This window comes from Sodalis sp. (in: enterobacteria), from assembly GCF_051710625.1.
Taxonomy (GTDB): Bacteria; Pseudomonadota; Gammaproteobacteria; order Enterobacterales; family Enterobacteriaceae; genus JBPESN01.
On the sequence record NZ_JBPESN010000041.1, the window covers coordinates 1 to 20,680 of the forward strand.

At 55.5% G+C, this 20,680-nt stretch carries 15 protein-coding genes and 7 pseudogenes; 20 read left to right on the forward strand and 2 right to left on the reverse strand.

All coding sequences use genetic code 11. The features are described from left to right. A pseudogene (locus ACTBDU_RS10795) lies at positions 1–394 on the forward strand (DDE-type integrase/transposase/recombinase); the annotation flags it as partial. On the opposite strand, the pseudogene ACTBDU_RS10800 reads toward ACTBDU_RS10795, so the two are convergent. After that, a pseudogene (locus tag ACTBDU_RS10800) lies at positions 390–592 on the reverse strand (KUP/HAK/KT family potassium transporter); the annotation flags it as partial. The pseudogenes ACTBDU_RS10795 and ACTBDU_RS10800 sit on opposite strands and share 5 nt — an antisense overlap. 242 nt (positions 593–834) lie before the next feature. Between ACTBDU_RS10800 and ravA the strand changes: the two are divergent. The 19 genes and pseudogenes from ravA (at position 835) to ACTBDU_RS10895 (ending at position 19,233) form a co-directional block, all read left to right on the forward strand. After that, a pseudogene (gene ravA, locus ACTBDU_RS10805) lies at positions 835–2,335 on the forward strand (ATPase RavA). A gap of 6 nt (positions 2,336–2,341) precedes the next feature. Then, complete coding sequence (locus ACTBDU_RS10810) at positions 2,342–2,560, forward strand: hypothetical protein (protein WP_438806467.1); 219 nt, start codon at positions 2,342–2,344, stop codon at positions 2,558–2,560. Between the two features lie 157 nt (positions 2,561–2,717). Next, positions 2,718–3,685: pseudogene (locus ACTBDU_RS10815) on the forward strand (ATPase RavA stimulator ViaA); the annotation flags it as partial. A 53-nt stretch (positions 3,686–3,738) separates the two neighbouring features. After that, positions 3,739–4,200 (forward strand): transcriptional regulator AsnC, encoded by a 462-nt coding sequence (gene asnC / locus ACTBDU_RS10820; protein WP_438806468.1) that lies wholly within the window; start codon positions 3,739–3,741, stop codon positions 4,198–4,200. Between the two features lie 91 nt (positions 4,201–4,291). Continuing rightward, a pseudogene (mioC, locus tag ACTBDU_RS10825) lies at positions 4,292–4,742 on the forward strand (FMN-binding protein MioC). Positions 4,743–5,100: 358 nt separating this feature from the next. Continuing rightward, positions 5,101–6,990, forward strand: a complete 1,890-nt coding sequence (gene mnmG, locus ACTBDU_RS10830; RefSeq protein ID WP_438806469.1) for a tRNA uridine-5-carboxymethylaminomethyl(34) synthesis enzyme MnmG — start codon at positions 5,101–5,103, stop codon at positions 6,988–6,990. A gap of 78 nt (positions 6,991–7,068) precedes the next feature. Next, positions 7,069–7,633 (forward strand): annotated as a pseudogene (rsmG, locus tag ACTBDU_RS10835) (16S rRNA (guanine(527)-N(7))-methyltransferase RsmG); the annotation flags it as partial. Between the two features lie 464 nt (positions 7,634–8,097). Further along, positions 8,098–8,421, forward strand: a complete 324-nt coding sequence (locus ACTBDU_RS10840; RefSeq protein ID WP_438806480.1) for an ATP synthase subunit I — start codon at positions 8,098–8,100, stop codon at positions 8,419–8,421. Positions 8,422–8,429: 8 nt separating this feature from the next. After that, complete coding sequence (gene atpB / locus ACTBDU_RS10845; protein WP_438806470.1) at positions 8,430–9,248, forward strand: F0F1 ATP synthase subunit A; 819 nt, start codon at positions 8,430–8,432, stop codon at positions 9,246–9,248. Between the two features lie 50 nt (positions 9,249–9,298). Continuing rightward, entirely contained in the window at positions 9,299–9,538 is a 240-nt protein-coding gene (gene atpE, locus ACTBDU_RS10850; RefSeq protein ID WP_438806471.1) for a F0F1 ATP synthase subunit C, read from the forward strand. A 57-nt stretch (positions 9,539–9,595) separates the two neighbouring features. Then, positions 9,596–10,066 carry a F0F1 ATP synthase subunit B gene (gene atpF, locus ACTBDU_RS10855; RefSeq protein WP_438806472.1) on the forward strand — a complete coding sequence of 157 codons (471 nt, stop codon included), beginning with the start codon at positions 9,596–9,598 and terminating at the stop codon, positions 10,064–10,066. Between the two features lie 14 nt (positions 10,067–10,080). Next, positions 10,081–10,614: a F0F1 ATP synthase subunit delta gene (gene atpH, locus ACTBDU_RS10860; protein ID WP_438806473.1), complete on the forward strand. Its 534-nt coding sequence runs from the start codon at positions 10,081–10,083 to the stop codon at positions 10,612–10,614. A gap of 12 nt (positions 10,615–10,626) precedes the next feature. Then, on the forward strand, positions 10,627–12,168 hold the full coding sequence (gene atpA, locus ACTBDU_RS10865; RefSeq protein WP_438806474.1) for a F0F1 ATP synthase subunit alpha: 1,542 nt from the start codon (positions 10,627–10,629) through the stop codon (positions 12,166–12,168). Positions 12,169–12,218: 50 nt separating this feature from the next. After that, positions 12,219–13,082, forward strand: coding sequence for a F0F1 ATP synthase subunit gamma (gene atpG / locus ACTBDU_RS10870; protein WP_438806475.1), 864 nt, complete (start codon positions 12,219–12,221; stop codon positions 13,080–13,082). 32 nt (positions 13,083–13,114) lie between these two features. Beyond that, positions 13,115–14,497 carry a F0F1 ATP synthase subunit beta gene (gene atpD, locus ACTBDU_RS10875; protein WP_438806476.1) on the forward strand — a complete coding sequence of 461 codons (1,383 nt, stop codon included), beginning with the start codon at positions 13,115–13,117 and terminating at the stop codon, positions 14,495–14,497. 20 nt (positions 14,498–14,517) lie between these two features. Next, entirely contained in the window at positions 14,518–14,940 is a 423-nt protein-coding gene (locus tag ACTBDU_RS10880) for a F0F1 ATP synthase subunit epsilon (protein ID WP_438806477.1), read from the forward strand. A gap of 281 nt (positions 14,941–15,221) precedes the next feature. Next, the gene (gene glmU / locus ACTBDU_RS10885; RefSeq protein ID WP_438806481.1) at positions 15,222–16,598 is read left to right on the forward strand and encodes a bifunctional UDP-N-acetylglucosamine diphosphorylase/glucosamine-1-phosphate N-acetyltransferase GlmU; all 1,377 of its coding nucleotides are present in this window, start codon (positions 15,222–15,224) and stop codon (positions 16,596–16,598) included. Between the two features lie 148 nt (positions 16,599–16,746). Next, positions 16,747–18,579, forward strand: coding sequence for a glutamine--fructose-6-phosphate transaminase (isomerizing) (gene glmS, locus ACTBDU_RS10890; protein WP_438806478.1), 1,833 nt, complete (start codon positions 16,747–16,749; stop codon positions 18,577–18,579). 408 nt (positions 18,580–18,987) lie between these two features. Beyond that, a complete protein-coding gene (locus ACTBDU_RS10895; protein WP_438806479.1) occupies positions 18,988–19,233 on the forward strand; it encodes a retropepsin-like aspartic protease in 246 nt (81 codons plus the stop codon). A gap of 545 nt (positions 19,234–19,778) precedes the next feature. On the opposite strand, the pseudogene ACTBDU_RS10900 reads toward ACTBDU_RS10895, so the two are convergent. After that, positions 19,779–20,680, reverse strand: a pseudogene (locus ACTBDU_RS10900) (IS3 family transposase); the annotation flags it as partial.

The window sequence follows — 20,680 nt, forward strand, 5'->3', positions numbered from 1 at the left end:
CCCCGGACAGCAGACTGCCCATCAAAGCACTGGAAATGGCATGGGAAACGCGTGGTAAACCAGCCGGAGTGATGTTCCACATCGATCAGGGTAACCACTATACGAGCAGGCAGTTCCGACAGTTGCTGTGGCGTGACCGGATCAAACAAAGCATGAGTCGGCGTGGTAACTGTTGGGATAACAGTCCGATGGAGCGCTTCTTCAGAAGTCCGAAAAACGAGCAGATACCGGTAACGGGCTACATAAGCTTCAGCGAAGGCAGCTCATGAAATTACCGACTATATCGTGGGATAACAGCGCACTCAAGCCACATGAATATAACGGTGGGTTGCCACCAAACGAATCAGAAAATAGATACTGGAAAAACGCTAACACGGTGCCCAGTTTTAGTTGACCACTACAATCAGAAGCCAGAAACATCAGGGATAAGAAACCAAATACCGCCACGCGTTCAACGCCAAAACCATAATGGCCGGCAAGATATTCACGTAACACGTAAGGTATAGAGAGGACTGGTACCAATATCACCATACACGACGCATATGGCGGCAAGCGTGACCGCCGGCAGCGACTGCTTATGATCTTTATTCATAACTTTTTCTTCGCACTATTTTGTCGTCCAGAAGCATGCGTGGATGCACTTCCTCGAAAACCAAAAGCCCACAGTATGCCTGAAAAATGCCGAAACCCTAATTCTAATCCTGATTATCCCCCGTTGAAGGGCGATTAATGCAAAAAAAATTGATAACGGATAAAATTAATCGGGCATTTCTTTATAAAATGCGCTGGTTTATTGTGTCGTTTTCACCACTCACAGGGATAACCGATCACACTATGGCTTCTATGTCCCTTCTGGCGGAAAGAATTTCTCGCCCTTAGCAGCGTGCTGGAAAGCGGGTTGTATGAGCGCCAGCATACTATGCGGCTTTGCCTGCTGGCGACGCTTTCCGGCGAAAGCGTATTTTTGCTGGGACCGCCCGGCATTGCCAAAAGCCTCATCGCCCGCCGTCTGAAGCTGGCATTCAGCCACGCGCGCGCTTTTGATTATTTGATGACCCGGTTTTTCTACGCCGGAGGAAGTGTTCGGCCCGCTGTCCATTCGGGTGCTGAAAGAGGATGGCCGCTATCATCGCATGACCCAAGGGCATTTACCGGAGGCGGAAATTGTCTTTCTGGATGAAATATGGAAGGCGGGCCCTGCAATTTTAAACACCCTGCTTACCGCGATTAATGAACGGCGGTTCCGTAACGGCGTTCAGGAGCAGCCGCTGCGGCTGCGGCTGCTTATTATCGCCTCCAACGAATTGCCGGAGGCCGATAGCGGGCTGGAAGCGCTATATGATCGGATGTTAATCCGCCTGTGGCTGGATAAGGTCAAGGAGAAGAGCAATTTTCACGCGCTGCTGACAAGCCATGGCGACAGGCAGCCGCAGGATGTTCCGGCACAGCTGCGGGTAAGTGACGAGGAATACCAGGATTGGCAACGGCAAATCGACCGGGTGACATTGCCGGCAGCCTGTTTTGAGCTTATCTATCAACTGCGTCAGCGGCTGGAAGCGTTACCCGATGCGCCTTACATCTTTGATCGGCGCTGGGAAAAGGCATTGCGCCTGCTTCAGGCTAGCGCTTTTTTAGCGATCAACAAAGTATTACCCCGGTAAATATCATCTTATTGAAAGAGTGCTTGTGGCATGATTCTGCCAGTTACCAGTTTATCAATCAGCAACTTGAGCTGCTGATGGTGGAGCAGGGCTATCAACAACAGGCGATTTTGATTAAAATTCAGACTTTCAACCGGCAAAAACGTCAACATATCGCGCAAAGTCAGGCCCAGCGGGCGTTGACCCTTACGCCCGCCAAAACCCTGATGAGCCGTAAACCCCATTACAGCCTGCCGGCATCGCTGACCGAGCCGGTATTGACCTTCCTGCTGCAAACGCTGCTGGTATTGCACGATATTCACGTCGACCATCTCACGGTCGAGCGTGATGCCCTGCAACAATGGCTGAATAAAGGAGGCGCTTTCAAGGCCCGACTGAATGGTATCGGTTTCGCCCAGGGTGTGGATGCAGGCATTAATGCTCAGCATCAGCTTGAGATAATCGATATCAGCCTGCAACCCTCATTGCTGGCGCTGACGGAAACTACGCCGACGCAGGCGATACCGGCAACCTTGCTGGATGACCTTGAGGAAGCCACACGCCTTTATCATCAACAGCGGAGCTTGTTTCACGAACAGCAAAACTGTCTCTTTATTACCCGGGAGTGGGCGGCGCGGATTGAAGCCAGTCTGCTGGACCTCTCCCAGCAGTTAGCCCAGGCCAGGCAGGACTAGCGCGCGGTGGTGACGCTGGATACGCTTAACCTCCTGTTGTCCATTGATGAGGGACAGCTGCTGGATGACATCATTTTAACCTTGCTTGGCAGTTCCACAGGTCGTTTTGTTATTGGAACAGTTTCCAGCGCTGAAGAAAACCTTAATGAAACCGGCGCCGCTGATGAAACCGCGACTGGAACAGGCGCTGCGTCAGGGGAAAGTACCTCCCTCGCTTACGCGTGAATTTTATCTCTTTCAACAAAGTCAACTGTAAGATCGTTACGTATTTGCCGCCCGGTTGCCGGAAACTCTGACGCGGCTCGCCAGTCGCACATCGCCTTTTTATGCCGAAGCACAAAGACTTTATCAGGCCGCATCAAGGGAAATAGCGCGTCCAGATAGCGCATTCCAAACCTTATTTTTACAGCGCTGGCGCATCAGTTTGACGCTGCAGGCCACGACGCTACAGCATCAGTTGCTGGAAAAAGAGCGGGAAAGACTGCTTGACGAGCTACAGCGGCAGTTGGCGATGAGCGGCGCGATGGCGCCGTTGCTGGCGGAGAATCAGCACGCCGCCGCGAGGCGCACTTTATCGCTGCGCCACACAAGCTGCAGCGCGAAGTGATAAAGCGGGTACGTGAGCCGGCGGTACAACCGAAAGAGATAAGCGGCATCCACCAGAGCGACGATTTGCTGCGGCTGCTGCCGGGGGAACTGGCCGTTCTCGGTATCGACGAGCTTGAATACGAGTTTTACCGCCGTTCGCTGGAGAAACGGCTTCCGACCTACCGCCTGCACGGTGATGCCTGGCAGACGCGACGCATCCTGCAGCCGGCCAGCAGTGAGCAGCACGATCAGCAGCCGCGTGGGCCGATGATTGTCTGCGTGGATACCTCCGTTTTATGGGCGGCTTCAACGAAGCCTGCGCGAAGGGGTTCTGTTTGGCGCTGATGCGGATAGCGCTGGCCGATAATCAACGCTGCTTCATCAGCTTAATTCTTTACGGGTCAAGTGGATTACGAACTGACCGCTGACGGCGGCTTGGAGCAAGCTATCCGCTCCCTGGCCCAGTGCTTTCGCGGCGGCACCGATCTGGCCGCCTGTCTGACGGCCCTGAGCGAAAAGCTCGCCGACCCGGCGTGGCAGGATGCGGATACAGTGGTCATCTCCGATTTTATTGCCCAGCGCCTGCCTGAAACGGTCCAACTACGCATACGCGAGCAGCAGCGTCATCGCCAGCAACGCTTTCACGCCGTTGCGCTATCGTCGATGGGAAAACCCGGTATTATGAAGATCTTCGATCACATCTGGCGCTTCGACATCGGAATGAAACAGCGGCTTATGCGCCGCTGGCGCCCTAAAGCGTGATCCCGCGGGCGAGCAATGGATCTGCCGCCGGGATCGCCACAGAGGACATCACCATGGCGGAAACTTATCAGCTCGACGCCCTCGATCGCGCCATTTTGCAGATGCTGATGGCCAACGCGCGCACCGCCTACGCCGAACTGGCCAAGCCCCTTAACGTCAGTCCCGGCACCGTGCACGTGCGAGTGGAAAAAATAAAACAGGCGGGCATTATCACCAGGGCGCGGGTGGATATCAGCCCGAAACAGCTGGGCTATGACGTCTGCTACTTTATTGGCATCATCCTTAAAAGCGCCAAGGACTACCCATCGGCGCTTAAGAAACTGGAGGCGCTGGAAGAGGTGCTGGAAGCCTATTACACCACCGGTCATTACAGTATCTTCATCAAAGTGATGTGCCGCTCCATAGACGCCCTGCAGCAGGTACTTATCAACAAGATCCAGACTATCGACGAAATCCAATCCACCGAGACGCTGATCTCGCTGCAAAACTCCATCAGCCGGACCATCGTGCCTTAACAGCGCTTGACAATACCCACAATTATCCACAGGTAGATCCCAGCCGGTACACAGCGTACAATACCGGCTCATTTATTTGACGGGACCATTCATGGCCGACGTAACCATCATTAGCGGCAGCACCCTGGGTAGCGCCGAATATGTTGCCGAGCATGGTCGCCGGCATCCTGGAACAGCAGGGGCTGAGCACCGACATCCTGCACGGTGCCAAACTGGCGGAGTTAAGCACCGAAAATTTGTGGCTGCTGGTCACCTCGACCCACGGCGCCGTCGAATTGCCGGAGAATCTTCAGCCGCTGCTGGAAGAGTTAGAGGCGCAAACGCCTTCGCTATCCGCGGTTTCCTTCGGCACTATCGGTATCGGCAGCAGCGAATACGATACGTTCTGCGGCGCGATCGACACGTCGGATCGTCAGCTTACTTCGCTCGGCGCCAAACGGATCGGTGACGTGCTGAAGATCAACATTACCCAGCATGAAATCCCGCAGGATCCGGCCGAAGTCTGGGTGGCGGAGTGGATCACGCAAATAAAAGCACGCTAATATCACTTTTTTTGTGTATAACTCTCGGTAAAAACCGCGGATAATCGGTAGTTATCCAATGTATAACCTTTATTACCGCGATCACCTGTGGATAAACAGGACAGAAGATCCCAGCTTATACCGGCGGGGATCACCGATCATTTACAGGCTCAGTGGATCGATAATGTCTTGTATCGATTGATTAAACCCGGCTTATCCACAGAGGATCACAATCCTAGTAGTAGACATAATAAAAGATCAAAGATCTTTCTTTAATTACCTGCGGATCTTCCGGGCTTGTATCCCGCTTAAACTTGAGTAGAATCCTCTTCCCCAAGCCCCTTGGCGATCCTTCGCTTTCACGTGAGGTGTTTTTACCATGTTTTATCCCGATCACTTTGACGTCATCATTATTGGTGGCGGCCATGCCGGTACGGAAGTGGCAATGGCGTCGGCACGGATGGGATGCCAAACCCTGCTGCTGACGCATAACACCGATACGCTTGGACAAATGTCCTGTAACCCGGCGATCGGTGGTATCGGCAAGGGGCATTTGGTCAAGGAAATCGACGCCATGGGCGGCCTGATGGCTCAGGCTATCGACAAGGCCGGCATCCAGTTCAGAATACTAAACGCTAGCAAAGGACCCGCGGTCAGGGCCACTCGCGCACAGGCGGATCGCGTGCTTTACCGGCAAGCGGTACGCGGAGCACTGGAGAACCAGCCTAATCTGATGATCTTCCAGCAGGCGGTTGAGGATCTGATCGTAAAAGGCAACAGGGTGGTCGGCGCCGTAACCCAAATGGGGCTGAAATTTCGCGCCCGCGCCGTCGTGCTGACCGTGGGAACCTTCCTCGATGGCAAGATCCATATCGGCATGGATCATTACAGCGGCGGCCGGGCGGGCGATCCGCCTTCGCTTTCCCTGTCTCGCCGTTTGCGCGAGCTACCTTTTCAGGTCAACCGGTTAAAAACCGGCACGCCGCCGCGTATAGATGCGCGCAGTATCGACTTCTCACAGCTGGCGACACAGCACGGCGACGAGCCGCTGCCCGTTTTCTCGTTCCTGGGCTCGGCGGATCAGCATCAGCGCCAGATCCCCTGTCATATCACCCATACTAACGAGAAGACCCACGAGGTCATCCGCCAGAACCTGGACCGCAGTCCCATGTACGCCGGCAACATTGAAGGCGCCGGGCCGCGTTACTGTCCGTCCATTGAAGATAAGGTGATGCGCTTTGCCGATCGCAATGCCCATCAGATCTTTCTCGAGCCGGAAGGACTGACCAGCAACGAAATTTATCCTAACGGCATCTCGACCAGCCTGCCGTTCGACGTGCAGGTGAAAGTCGTCCACTCCATACAGGGGCTTGAGAACGCGCGAATCGTGCGGCCCGGCTATGCGATCGAGTATGACTTCTTTGATCCGCGCGATCTTAAGCTGACGCTGGAAAGTAAACTGATCGAAGGGCTGTTTTTCGCCGGTCAAATCAACGGCACCACCGGCTATGAAGAGGCCGCCGCCCAGGGCATGCTCGCCGGTCTGAACGCGGTCCGGCTGGCCACGGGGAAAGACGGTTGGTCGCCGCGACGCGATCAGGCCTATCTCGGCGTGCTGGTGGACGATTTATGCACGCTGGGCACCAAAGAGCCCTACCGCATGTTTACCTCGCGCGCCGAATACCGACTGCTGCTGCGGGAAGACAACGCCGATCTCCGTCTGACGGAAACCGGCCGGCAGCTGGGAATGGTGGATGACGTGCGCTGGGCACGCTTTTGCACCAAGCAGGAGCAAATTGAGCTCGAGCGTCAGCGCCTGCGCGATATTTGGGTACACCCCAGCAGCGATGGCGTCGAGCAGCTTAATCCGCTGCTCAAAGCGCCGCTGACGCGCGAAGCCAATGGCGAAGAACTTCTGCGCCGTCCGGAGATGGACTACGCGCGCCTGACCCACCTGGAACGTTTTGGACCGGCGCTGGCCGACAGCCAGGCGGCAGAGCAGGTCGAAATTCAGATCAAATACCAAGGCTATATCGCCCGTCAGCAGGAGGAGATTGCACGCCAAATGCGCAATGAACATACCTTGCTGCCGGCGGCGATGGATTTTAGCGCCGTGTCGGGGCTGTCCAACGAAGTGATCGCCAAGCTCAACAACCATAAACCCCATTCTGTCGGTCAGGCGTCACGCATTTCCGGCGTCACGCCGGCGGCGATTTCTATTTTGCTGGTCTGGCTGAAAAAACAGGGGCTGCTGCGCCGCAGCGCCTGATAACGACGGAAAGCACCGATGCTCAAGACACTGGAGGCGCTGCAGGCGCAAGCGGATATGGCGCTGACCACGGTATAAAAGGATAAACTGCTGGGTTATGTGGCGCTGCTGCATAAATGGAACAAGGCTTACAACCTGACGTCGGTGCGCTCCCCTGAACAGATGCTTGTTCGCCATATCATGGACAGTATTGTTGTGAATCCGCACTTGCGCGGGGATCGTTTTATCAATGTCGGCACCGGTTTGGGCTTGCCGGTGCATTCCGTCAGCTATCGTACGTCCTGATGCGCATTTCACCCTGTTGGACAGTCCGGGCAAGCGCATACGTTTTTTACGCCAGGTATACAGTATGAGCTAGGGTTCGACAATATTACGGCAGTAATAAAGCCGGGTGGAAAGCTTCGCGCCGCCTGCCGGCTTTGACGGCGTAATAAGCCGTGCTCTCGCCTCGCTCGGCGACATGCTGAGCTGGTGTGCGGCGCTGCCGCGTAAAGAAGAAGGGCGGTTTTACGCTCTCAAAGGCCAGCTGTCTGAAACGGAGTAGAACGCGCTGCCGGCAGGTTTTCGGGTTGAATCGGTGATTGGACTTCAGGTGCCGGGCCTGGAAGGCGAACGGCATATCGCGGTGCTCGCTGCAAATTAATTTATTTTTCGTCAACAAAAAGGCAAATAAAAGCGCCAAACGTGAAAAAAATAGTTAACATACTGAATGTGAACATATTTAGTTTAATGGTTATTTTAAATATTAATTGAATTAACGCGTGGGCTGCGATTTATAATGCGCTGTGATGTGATCTTTTGCACAGTTTTACAGGCGATAATTGGTGAAGCGTTGGAAAGTTTTGCGTGTTATGATTCCCGCGCTTTTGCGGTAAAAAAGATGAAAACAACAATCTTTAAATTATTGTTCACCTTTTCGCTACTTATCGATTGAATTCGTAGTACTGACCCGTATAATTTGCACGTTTTTCATCGCTTGACTGATCGCGGTAAAGGCAGTTTTATACACACTCAGCCGGAGTTGTGTGAGTAGGGAAAGTCTCAAAATCATGACCTTAGCCCTGTTACAGCGCTAAAGTCGCTGGGAAGCTGCTGTTTGCCCAGTTGATGACTTTGGTGCTGTTCAGCGCTCTGTTCGCTCTGCATACCCCCGCGCCGCCGCATCTGCCGCGCGGGGGCGGGTTGGCGACCCGGTTGCCCAATGTCGCGTTCATTCTGCACGCATGCCATCATCAGGCGCAGGCCGCGGTCCCAAGTCGCATTGTCTGGTCGTTCGCTATCGACGAGGGGCTGAAAATAGTAGCGACCATCGCCTTGCTGGTCGTCGCGCTTGGTATGTTCAAGGCTGCGTTTGTCCCATTGGGCCTGACCTATTTATCGGTGCTAATTGTGCAGATATCGGCATTGGCCGTAATTAACAACAAAGGGTAAGAGGCATCATGTCTGCATCAGGAGAAATCTCTACTCCACAGGAATACATAGGCCACCACCTGAACAACCTTCAGGTGAACCTGCGTACTTTTGAACTGGTCAATCCCCACACGGCATCGTCTTTCTGGGTCCTGAACATTGATTCCATGTTCTTCTCGCTGCTGCTCGGCGCGATTTTCCTGCTGATCTTTGGTCGCGTCGCCAAAGGCGCAACCAGCGGCGTACCCGGCAAGATGCAGACCTTAGTCGAGCTGGTGGTGGGCTTTGTCGACGGCAGCGTACGGGACATGTTTCACGGCAAAAGCAAGCTCATCGCCCCGCTGGCGCTGACCATCTTCGTCTGGGTATTCCTGATGAACCTGATGGATCTGCTGCCCATCGACCTGCTGCCTTACCTTGGCGAGCACGTTCTGGGCCTGCCGGCGTTGAGTGTGGTTCCCTCGGCTGACGTCAATATCACGCTGTCGATGGCGCTGGGCGTATTTATTCTTATCCTGTACTACAGCGTGATGATAAAGGGGATCGGTGGCTTCGTTAAAGAACTGACCCTGCAGCCGTTCAACCATCCAATTTTCATTCCCGTCAACCTGATTCTCGAAGGCGTCAGCCTGCTGTCTAAACCAGTTTCGCTGGGCCTTCGGTTGTTTGGCAACATGTATGCAGGTGAGTTGATCTTCATCCTGATTGCCGGTCTGTTACCGTGGTGGTCGCAGTGGATTCTGAATGTGCCCTGGGCTATTTTCCACATTCTGATTATTACGCTGCAAGCCTTTATCTTCATGGTCCTGACGATTGTCTATCTTGCGATGGCGTCTGAAGAACATTGATTTTTATTCACTTTAATACTGCGTTTAACTGAAACAAACTGGAGACTGTCATGGAAAACCTGAATATAGATCTGCTGTACATGGCTGCCGCTGTGATGGTGGGTCTGGCGGCCATCGGTGCTGCGATCGGTATCGGCATCCTGGGTGGTAAATTTTTGGAAGGCGCCGCGCGTCAGCCTGATCTGATCCCTCTGCTGCGCACGCAGTTCTTTATCGTTATGGGTCTGGTTGACGCCATCCCCATGATCGCCGTGGGCCTGGGCCTGTACGTGATGTTCGCCGTAGCGTAGTGTTAAACGCCAAGCTAACCAACATCGAACCGTTAACTTTACAAGAGGCATTGTGCTGTGAATCTTAACGCAACAATCCTCGGCCAGGCCATCGCGTTTCTCCTGTTTGTGCTATTCTGCATGAAGTATGTGTGGCCGCCGTTAATGACCGCCATCGAGAAGCGTCAGAAAGAAATTGCTGACGGTCTGGCTTCCGCCGAACGTGCCAAAAAGGATCTGGACATCGCCCAGGCCGAAGCAACCGATCATTTGAAGCAAGCAAAGATGGAAGCCCAGGCAATCATCGAACAGGCTAACAAGCGTAAAGCGCAAGTGGTTGATGAAGCCAAAGCCGAAGCAGAAGCGGAGCGCAACAAAATTCTGGCGCAGGCGCAGGCGGAAATTGACGCCGAACGCAAGCGCGCACGCGAAGAATTGCGCAAGCAGGTCGCTATGCTGGCTTTAGCGGGTGCCGAGAAAATCATCGAACGTTCCGTGGATGAAGCTGCCAACAGCGACATCGTCGATAAAATTGTCGCTGAACTGTAAGGAGGGAGGGGCTGATGTCTGAACTGGTTACTGTAGCTCGCCCCTACGCCAAAGCGGCTTTTGACTTTGCCGTCCAGCACCAGGCGGTGGCGCACTGGCAGGCGATGCTGACGTTCTGTGCCGAGGTGAGCCGCAATGAGCGGATCGCCGAACTGTTATCAGGCGCGGTTGCGCCCGAAAAGCTGGCGGAGACGTTTATCGCGGTCTGTGGCGAAGAGCTTGATGCCACCGGCCAGAACCTGATACGGGTGATGGCGGAAAACGGGCGTCTGACGGTTTTGCCGGATGTGCTGGAGCAGTTCATTCTTTTGCGCGCGGCGCAGGAGGCGACTGTGGAAGTGGACGTTATTTCCGCCAGCACGTTGAAAGAAGAACAACTGGCAAAAATCAGCGCCGCAATGGAACAACGTCTGTCACGCAAAGTTAAGCTGAATTGCAAAATTGATAAGTCTGTCGTGGCCGGCGTCGTTATTCGCGCGGGCGATATGGTGATAGACGGCAGCGTACGCGGTCGTTTGGAGCGCCTGGCAGACGTCTTGCAGTCTTAAGGGGACTGGAGCATGCAACTGAATTCCACCGAAATCAGCGAACTGATCAAGCAGCGCATTGCTCAGTTTGATGTAGTGAGTGAAGCTCACAATGAAGGTATTATCGTTTCCGTCAGCGACGGGATCATCCGCGTACACGGTCTGGCCAAAGTAATGCAGGGTGAAATGATCGCGCTTCCCGGCAACCGTTTCGCCATCGCCCTGAACCTGGAGCGCGACTCCGTCGGCGCCGTGGTCATGGGGCCGTATGCCGATCTGACCGAAGGCATGAAAGTCAAATGCACCGGCCGTATTCTGGAAGTGCCGGTCGGTCGCGGCCTGCTTGGCCGCGTGGTGAACACCCTGGGTGCGCCTATCGACGGTAAAAATCCGCTGGAGCACGACGGCTTTTCCGCCGTTGAAGCGATTGCGCAGGGCGTTATCGAGCGTCAGTCGGTCGATGAGCCGGTACAGACCGGTTATAAATCCGTCGACGCCATGATTCCTATCGGCCGCGGTCAGCGTGAGCTTATCATCGGCGACCGTCAGACCGGTAAATCGGCGCTGGCCATCGATGCCATCATCAACCAGCGCGACAGCGGCATCAAATGTATCTATGTCGCCATCGGCCAGAAAATGTCCACTATCGCCAACGTGGTGCGTAAGCTGGAAGAGCACGGCGCGCTGGCGAATACTATCGTCGTGGTCGCCACCGCATCCGAATCCGTCGCGCTGCAGTATCTGGCGCCGTATGCCGGTTGCGCCATGGGCGAATACTTCCGCGATCGCGGTGAAGACGCGCTGATCATTTATGATGATCTCTCCAAGCAGGCCGTGGCGTATCGCCAAATCTCCCTGCTGCTCCGTCGCCCGCCCGGCCGTGAAGCCTATCCTGGCGACGTATTCTACCTGCATTCCCGTTTGCTGGAGCGCGCCTCTCGCGTCAACGCGGAATACGTTGAGAAGTTCACCCAGGGCGAAGTGAAGGGCAAAACCGGTTCGTTAACCGCGCTGCCTATCATCGAAACCCAGGCCGGTGACGTTTCCGCGTTCGTTCCGACCAACGTGATTTCCATCACCGACGGTCAGATCTTCTTGGAGTCGAACCTGTTCAACGCCGGTATCCGTCCCGCCGTCAACCCGGGGATCTCGGTATCCCGCATCGCCGCCGCCGCCCAGACCAAGATCATGAAGAAACTATCCGGCGGTATCCGTACCGCGCTGGCGCAGTACCGTGAATTGGCCGCCTTCTCCCAGTTCGCCTCCGATCTGGATGACGCGACCCGCAAGCAGCTGAACCACGGTCAGAAAGTGACCGAGCTGCTGAAGCAGAAACAGTATGCGCCGATGTCGGTCGCCCAACAGGCGCTGGTGCTGTTTGCGGCGGAGCGTGGCTATCTAGAAGATGTCAAGCTGGCGAAAATCGGTGATTTTGAAGCCGCGCTGATGGCCTACGTGGACCGCGAGCAGGGCGAATTGATGCAACAAATCAACCAGAGCGGCGCTTATAACGATGATATCGAAGGCAAGCTGAAAGGCATTCTCGACACCTTCAAGGCAACCCAGTTCTGGTAACGCGCTATGGCCTGCGTGAGCAGGCCATAAAGCAATGAGGAGAAGCAGAAATGGCCGGCGCAAAAGAGATACGTAGTAAGATTGCAAGCGTCTGGAATACGCAAAAGATCACCAAAGCGATGGAAATGGTTGCCGCCTCCAAAATGCGTAAAACTCAGGAACGCATGGCGTCCAGCCGTCCTTATGCAGAAACGATGCGCAAGGTAATTGGTCACCTTGCGCTGGGAAATCTGGAATACAAACACCCCTACCTGGACGAGCGCGACGTGAAGCGCGTGGGTTACCTGGTGGTGGCAACCGACCGCGGTCTGGCGGGCGGCCTGAACATTAATTTGTTTAAAAAGCTGCTGGCCGACATGAAAGAGTGGAACGGGAAAAACGCGGAAACCGAACTGGCGCTGATTGGCTCCAAGGCGGTGTCTTTCTTCAATTCGGTCGGAAGCAAAGTGGTTGCTCAGGTGACGGGCATGGGGGACAACCCCACGCTGTCTGAACTGATTGGGTCGGTAAAAGTCATGCTACAGGCCTATGACGAAGGGCGCCTGGACAAGCTCTATATTGTCAGCAACAAATTTGTCAATACCATGTCTCAGGTGCCGCAGATTCTGCAAATCCTGCCTCTGCCGCCTGCGGAGGAAGCGGATTTGAAGACCAAATCTTGGGATTATCTGTATGAACCCGATCCCAAAACGTTGCTGGATACCCTGCTGCGTCGTTATGTGGAATCGCAGGTTTATCAGGGCGTCGTTGAAAACCTGGCCAGCGAACAGGCCGCGCGTATGGTAACGATGAAAGCCGCAACGGACAACGGCGGCAACCTGATTAAAGAGCTGCAACTCGTTTACAATAAGGCTCGACAGACCAGCATCACTCAGGAACTCACCGAAATCGTCTCGGGAGCCGCCGCGGTTTAGGTTTGGGTTGCGAATTACGTAGAGGATTCAAGATGGCTACTGGAAATGTTATCCAGGTTATCGGCGCCGTGGTCGACGTCGAGTTCCCGCAAGACGCCGTACCCAAGGTGTACAACGCGCTTGAAGTGGAAAACGGCGCCGTGAAACTGGTGCTGGAAGTAGAACAACAGCTGGGCGGCGGCGTCGTCCGCTGCATCGCGATGGGCTCCTCCGACGGTCTGCGTCGCGGCCTGAAGGTGATCGATCTCGAACGCACTATCGAAGTGCCGGTGGGTAAAGCTACCCTGGGCCGCATCATGAACGTGCTGGGCGAGCCGGTCGACATGAAAGGCGATATCGGCGAGGAAGAGCGTTGGTCTATTCACCGTCCGGCTCCGAGCTATGAAGAGCTGGCCAGTTCCCAGGATTTGCTGGAAACCGGTATCAAGGTTATCGACTTGATGTGTCCGTTCGCCAAGGGCGGTAAAGTCGGCCTGTTCGGCGGCGCCGGCGTGGGCAAGACCGTTAACATGATGGAGCTCATCCGCAACATCGCTATCGAACACTCGGGGTATTCCGTGTTCGCCGGCGTGGGTGAACGTACCCGTGAAGGTAACGACTTTTATCATGAAATGACCGATTCCAACGTTATCGATAAAGTATCGTTGGTGTATGGCCAGATGAATGAGCCGCCGGGCAACCGTCTGCGCGTGGCGCTGACCGGTCTGACCATGGCGGAGAAATTCCGTGATGAAGGCCGTGACGTTCTGGTGTTCATCGACAACATCTATCGTTATACCCTGGCCGGGACCGAAGTGTCCGCGCTGCTGGGCCGTATGCCGTCCGCGGTAGGCTACCAGCCGACGCTGGCGGAAGAAATGGGCGTGTTGCAGGAACGTATCACTTCCACCAAAACCGGGTCCATTACCTCGGTGCAAGCGGTTTACGTCCCCGCGGATGACTTGACCGACCCGTCGCCGGCGACCACCTTCGCCCACCTTGACGCGACCGTGGTTCTGAGCCGTCAAATCGCCTCGCTGGGCATTTACCCGGCGGTTGACCCGCTCGACTCCACCAGCCGTCAGCTGGACCCGTTAGTGGTAGGCCAGGAACATTATGATGTGGCCCGCGGCGTGCAGTCCATTTTGCAGCGCTATCAGGAATTGAAAGACATCATCGCTATCCTCGGGATGGACGAGCTGTCTGAAGATGACAAGCTGGTAGTATCGCGCGCGCGTAAGATCCAGCGCTTCCTGTCTCAGCCGTTCTTCGTGGCGGAAGTGTTCACCGGCTCGCCCGGCAAGTACGTGGCGCTGAAAGACACGATCCGTGGCTTTAAAGGCATCATGGACGGCGAATACGATCATCTGCCGGAACAGGCGTTCTACATGGTGGGTTCCATCGACGAAGCCGTGGAAAAAGGCAAGAAACTGTAACGCCTTGAGAGGAGAGTAATATGGCTGAAAAAACTTACTATCTAAATGTGGTCAGCGCCGAAAAACAGATGTTTTCCGGGCTGGTTGAAAAAATCCAGGTGACGGGCAGCGAAGGCGAACTGGGGATTTTCCCTGGCCACGCGCCGCTGCTCACCGCCATTAAGCCCGGTATGGTACGTATCGTTAAAGAGCACGGCAACGAAGAGTATATCTACCTGTCCGGTGGAGTGCTTGAAATACAGCCCAGTACAGTTACCGTACTGGCCGATACCGCCATTCGTGGCGAGGATCTTGACGAAGCGAGAGCAATGGAGTCCAAGCGTAAAGTGGAAGAGCATATCAATAACTTCCACGGTGATATTGATTATGCCCAGGCTTCTGCCGAGCTCTCAAAAGCGCTGGCGAAGCTGCGGGTCATCGAATTGACCAAAAAAGCGATGTAATCGAGAGCGTATGTAAAGAGGCCGGTCATCATGACCGGCTTTTTTTATCTTTAATTAAGTGGCCGGCCAAAGTGAGGTCGATAAAGGGGATTTTACGCCTGTAGTGCTGAAGAAAACGTCAAGCGCACCGTCATTTTCCTTTCTGGCAACACAATCGTGGCAAATAGCCTTAGCGCCGAGCGACGACGCCCTGTAAAGTGTTCTTCGTGCCAAAATATGTAGAAATCCCGCGTGCGAACGGGTTTACTATCGTCTGATAAATAGGGTTCCACAGGATGGTTATGTCAAATCGAGCATTAAGCGTGGTTGTCCTTGCCGCGGGCAAGGGGAGTCGTATGTTTTCCGCCTTGCCGAAAGTGCTGCATCCCCTTGCCGGCAGAGCCATGGTGCAACACGTAATCGATGCCGCCACGCAGCTGGGCGCGGCGCGCATTCACCTGGTCCACGGTCACGGCGGCGAGCTGCTGCGTGAACGCCTTGCCCGGCAGGATGCTCCTTTGAATTGGGTACTGCAGGCCGAACAGCGTGGCACCGGTCATGCCGTTCAGCAGACGCTGACCTGCCTGCGCGACGAAGAAGATGTCTTGATCCTGTACGGCGATGTGCCGCTTATCTTTCCCGACACATTGCAGCGCCTGCTGGCGGCGCGTCCGCAGGGGGGCATCGGACTGCTGACGGTGACGCTCGACAATCCTGAGGGCTATGGCCGTATCGTGCGTCTTAACGGTGAGGTGGCCGGTATCGTCGAGCAGAAAGATGCCAGCGAGCAACAGCAGCAGATTAAGGAAATCAACACCGGCATTCTGGTCGCCGGCGGCGAGGATATCAAACGCTGGCTTGGGCAGTTAACCAACGAGAACGCGCAAAGCGAGTTCTATTTGACGGACATCATCGCCATGGCCTGGCATGAAGGCCGTAAAATCAATGCGGTGCAGCCCGCCCGGCCGACAGAGGTCGAAGGCGTGAACAACAGGCTGCAGCTTGCGCGGCTGGAGCGGCTCTTTCAGCGGGAGCAGGCGGAGCGCCTGCTGCTGGCCGGCGTGATGTTGTCCGATCCTGAGCGTTTCGATCTGCGCGGTGAATTGCGCCACGGGCAGGATGTATCCATTGATACCAATGTCATTCTTGAAGGGCAGGTCACGCTGGGCGACCGGGTGATTATCGGCACCGGCTGCGTCCTGAAAAATGTGGTCATCGGTGATGATGTGATCATCAGCCCTTATACCGTGGTTGAAGACGCGCGCGTGGCGGCGCGCAGTACTCTCGGCCCCTTTGCCCGCCTGCGCCCCGGTAGTGAGCTGGAGGAAGACGCACACGTGGGGAATTTCGTCGAGATGAAACAGGCCCGTCTGGGCAAGTGCTCGAAAGCCGGCCATCTTAGCTATCTGGGGGACGCCGATATTGGCGCTCAGGTTAATATCGGCGCCGGCACCATCACCTGCAATTATGATGGCGCCAACAAGCATAAAACCCACATCGGCGACGATGTTTTCGTCGGTTCCGATAGTCAGCTGGTGGCGCCGGTGACTATCGGCCGCGGCGCCACCATCGGCGCCGGTACCACCGTGACGCGCGATGTGGCCGAGGGTGAAATAATTATCAGCCGGATACGTCAGTTTCCCCTTGCCAACTGGACGCGACCGGTGAAGAAAAAATGAGGATGCGGCCGCCCCCTACGGGCGGTTTTGCCCGCCGCCTGACGTTACTGTGGCAGGTAAAACCCGTGGCGTGTTGCGGTGCTGCACCGGTCGGGTTTTGTGCTAGCTCATAACGGCGACTGCCGCCGTTCAATCAGGAATAACCGAGATGTGTGGAATAGTAGGCGCGGTTGCACAGCGTGATATTGCCGAGATCCTGTTGGAAGGATTACGTCGTCTTGAGTATCGTGGGTATGATTCCGCCGGGCTGGCGGTGGTGGATAAAGACGGGCATCTGCAACGCCTGCGCCGCATGGGGAAAGTGAGCGCCCTGACCGAAGCGGCCCAACCGCATCCTCTATCCGGCGGCACCGGCATTGCCCATACCCGCTGGGCGACCCACGGCGAGCCGACGGAAAACAACGCGCATCCCCACGTCTCCGGCCATATCGTGGTCGTCCATAACGGCATCATCGAAAACCATGAACCGCTGCGCGAGCAACTGCGCTCACGTGGTTACACCTTTGTTACCCAAACTGATACCGAAGTGATCGCGCATCTGGTGCATTGGGAGCAGCGCCAGCAGAACGGCGCGCTGGTCGAGGTAATGCAGCGGGTGGTCGGCGCGCTGCGCGGCGCTTACGGAACGGTCATCATGGATAGCCGCGATCCCAACGTGCTGGTCGCGGCGCGTTCCGGCAGTCCACTGGTCATCGGCCTCGGCGTCGGCGAGAACTTCCTGGCCTCCGATCAATTGGCGCTGCTGCCCGTCACCCGCCGCTTCATGTACCTCGAAGAGGGGGATATTACTGAAATTACCCGTCGCACCGTTCAGGTTTGGGATAAGGCGGGCCAGATTGTGGCGCGCCCGGAAATTGAATCCCAGGTTAAATATGATGCCGCGGATAAAGGGCTGTTCCGCCATTACATGCAAAAGGAGATCTATGAACAGCCGCAGGCGATCAAAAATACCCTGGAAGGCCGCTTTAGCCACGGTGAGGTGACGCTATCGGAACTGGGCGAGGGCGCCAATGCGTTATTGAGCCAGGTGCAGCACGTGCAAATTATCGCCTGCGGCACGTCATATCATTCCGCCATGGTGTCCCGTTACTGGTTCGAGGCGCTGGCCGGCGTACCCTGCGATGTAGAAATCGCCTCCGAATTCCGCTATCGCAAACCCGCGGTGCGCCCGGGAAGCCTGTTGATTACCCTGTCCCAATCCGGCGAAACCGCTGATACGCTGGCGGCGATGCGGCTGACCAAAACGCTTGGCTATCTCGGTTCACTGACCATCTGTAATGTTGCCGGCTCCTCGCTGGTGCGCGAATCGGATATGGCGCTGATGACCCGGGCCGGCACCGAAATCGGCGTCGCTTCCACCAAAGCGTTTACCACGCAGTTGACGGTGCTGTTGATGCTGGTGGCACGTATTGGTCGCCTGCGTAGTATGGAAAAACGGGTGGAGAAAGACATCGTTTATGCTCTGCAAGCGCTACCGAGCCGGATTGAGCAGATGCTATCGCTGGATAAGCCTATTGAAACCCTGGCCGAAGGTTTCTCCGATAAACATCACGCGCTGTTCCTGGGTCGCGGCGATCTTTATCCTATCGCCATGGAAGGGGCGCTGAAGCTGAAAGAAATCTCTTATATCCACGCGGAAGCTTATGCCGCGGGAGAGCTCAAGCACGGGCCGCTGGCGCTGATTGACGCCGATATGCCGGTCATTATCATCGCGCCGAACAACGAACTGTTGGAAAAGCTGAAATCCAATATCGAGGAAGTTCGTGCCCGGGGCGGTTTACTGTATGTGTTCGCGGAACAGGATGCCGGTTTCACCGCCAGCGAGAATATGAAGATTATTCCTCTGCCGCACGTAGAGCAGATTGTGGCGCCTATTTTCTACACCGTACCCATGCAACTGCTGGCCTATCATATCGCCCTGATTAAGGGGACTGACGTTGATCAGCCGCGTAACCTGGCCAAATCGGTAACGGTGGAATAACCTTATCACGTGCGGCATCGTCGGTGACAGCGTGCCGGCGGCGCCCGCTGTTATCAAGGTCAAGGGGACTATCAGCGCCGCTCCATGCGGGATGATTGCCGCCTGTGCTCCTCGCTTTCCCCCTTTAAGGCGAAAACACCATAGCAACGACTATGCCTCGATGCCGCTGCACGTCTGACTCGGGGCGGCGGCGATGCGAACGGTGCCAGCGGCGCAATAGCTCCTGGGGACGGTGCCGGACCTCCCTGGGCGCAGAGAGTCTGGCGCCCTCGTTCGACGGTATTTTTTGCGGATCCCCAGCGGTAAGTTTTACGTTATTATCACGCCATTGTCGTCAATGAATGCGGCTACCGGCTCGGTAACCCCCGCTAGGCCGCTACCTATTGATCTGCCGGAGGACGTCATACCGTGGATAGCCGTTACGCTTTTCGACCTTTCTGGGCCAGTCTGGCCGTGTTGCTGACCGTCATGCCCTGTGCGCCGACCTTTGCGGCGCCGGCAGCCGGGGGGAATCCGCCCGTCCTGCAAGAACCTGTTCACTTACTGCATATGGTGGTGCCGGTGACCATTGACGGTAACACCTACCAGTTTGTGCTGGATACCGGCGCCAGCTGTACGGTGATTGATAAACGGCTGGCGCAAACCCTTACCTGACCCGCGACGCCGGACGAAATTCCCTCGATCTTCCGCACCATCATGGCCAACGGCATCGGTAGCACCCAGGGAAAGCTTAACGCTGACCAGGTCACGCCCTCTGGCGATCGCTGCCGATAACGCTTGGCAACTGTACGTTGCCGGGCGTCAACCTTTGGCTGACGATCAATCTGGACATTTTTAGCCAGTCGTTGGGGGAAAAGGTGGATGGCGTCCTGGGCGCCGAGGTGTTCCGTCAGCTGAACTGAACTGGGCGGTGGACAACCGCAGCCACAGGCTAACCGCCTGGCGCCATCCTCCGTCGCTGCTGATGGTATCAGCAATGTTTGCCTTATAAGGACCAGTTCGGCTGCTCCCCGGTATTAACGCTGGATTACAAAGCTTACAGCATTAGTATGGTGGCCGATACCGGCGCGGTACAAAGTTTCGTCAGCGAAGATCTGATCGGCAGAATAAAAAAGCAGCATCACAATGTTACCTCCAGCTACCGGCAATCTCCCAGCGCCACCGCCAGCGAACTGGGCCATGATAATGTGTAGTGGCCAACTAAAACTGGCCACCGCGTTAGCGTTTTTCCAGTATCTATTTTCTGATTCGTTTGGTGGCAACTTGCCGTTATATTCATGCGGCCTGAGTGCGCTGTAATATCCCACGACATAGTCGGTAATTTCATGAGCTGCTTCGCTGAAGCTTATGTAGCCCGTTACCGGTATCTACTCGTTTTCAGACTTCTAAAGAAGCGCTCCATCGGACTGTTATCCCAACAGTTACCACGCCGACTCATGCTTTGTTTGATCCGGTAACGCACAGCAACTGTCGGAACTGCCTGCTCGTATAGTGGCTACCCGGACGCTGTGGAACATCACTCGGGCTGGTTTACCACGCATTTCCCATGCCATTTCCAGTGCTTTGATGGTCAGTCTGCTGCCCGGGGAGAACGACATAGCCCAGCCCACCGGTTTCCTCGCGAACAGATTCAAGAACAACCGCAAGGTATGCCTAGCGTTTCCCGGTCCAGATATACGTCACCTCGCCGCACCATACTTGGTTTGGCTCCGTTACAGCGAACTGGCGCTCAAGATAATTCGGGATCGCAACATGCTCCTGACCGCCACGCTTATACCTGCGCGTCGGCTGCTGACAACTGACCAACCCCAGCTTTTTCATGAGCCTGCCTGCGAGCCAGCGCTTTATCCGGAAGCCTCTCTGGGTTGCCATGGTGGCCATACTTCTCGCGCCAGCGGCACCATGGCTGATACTGTGCAGTTCATGAACCTGACTGCGCAATACCGCTCGCCTGCCGTCTGTCCTGTCAGGACGACTTTTCCAGTATTTGTAACTGCTGCGATGAACCTTGAACACCTGGCAGAGTGTGGCCACAGGATAATGCGCTCTGAGTTTCCCGATTAACAAGAACTGTTCAGGGAGTCTGACATCAAGAGCGCTG

Excerpts from the sequence above, each read along its gene's own strand:
- asnC (WP_438806468.1), top strand. The coding sequence starts at position 3,739 with ATGGCGGAAACTTATCAGCTCGACGCCCTCGATCGCGCCATTTTGCAG.
- mnmG (WP_438806469.1), top strand. The coding sequence starts at position 5,101 with ATGTTTTATCCCGATCACTTTGACGTCATCATTATTGGTGGCGGCCAT.
- ACTBDU_RS10840 (WP_438806480.1), top strand. The coding sequence starts at position 8,098 with ATGACTTTGGTGCTGTTCAGCGCTCTGTTCGCTCTGCATACCCCCGCG.
- atpB (WP_438806470.1), top strand. The coding sequence starts at position 8,430 with ATGTCTGCATCAGGAGAAATCTCTACTCCACAGGAATACATAGGCCAC.
- atpE (WP_438806471.1), top strand. The coding sequence starts at position 9,299 with ATGGAAAACCTGAATATAGATCTGCTGTACATGGCTGCCGCTGTGATG.
- atpH (WP_438806473.1), top strand. The coding sequence starts at position 10,081 with ATGTCTGAACTGGTTACTGTAGCTCGCCCCTACGCCAAAGCGGCTTTT.
- atpA (WP_438806474.1), top strand. The coding sequence starts at position 10,627 with ATGCAACTGAATTCCACCGAAATCAGCGAACTGATCAAGCAGCGCATT.
- atpG (WP_438806475.1), top strand. The coding sequence starts at position 12,219 with ATGGCCGGCGCAAAAGAGATACGTAGTAAGATTGCAAGCGTCTGGAAT.
- atpD (WP_438806476.1), top strand. The coding sequence starts at position 13,115 with ATGGCTACTGGAAATGTTATCCAGGTTATCGGCGCCGTGGTCGACGTC.
- ACTBDU_RS10880 (WP_438806477.1), top strand. The coding sequence starts at position 14,518 with ATGGCTGAAAAAACTTACTATCTAAATGTGGTCAGCGCCGAAAAACAG.
- glmU (WP_438806481.1), top strand. The coding sequence starts at position 15,222 with ATGTCAAATCGAGCATTAAGCGTGGTTGTCCTTGCCGCGGGCAAGGGG.
- glmS (WP_438806478.1), top strand. The coding sequence starts at position 16,747 with ATGTGTGGAATAGTAGGCGCGGTTGCACAGCGTGATATTGCCGAGATC.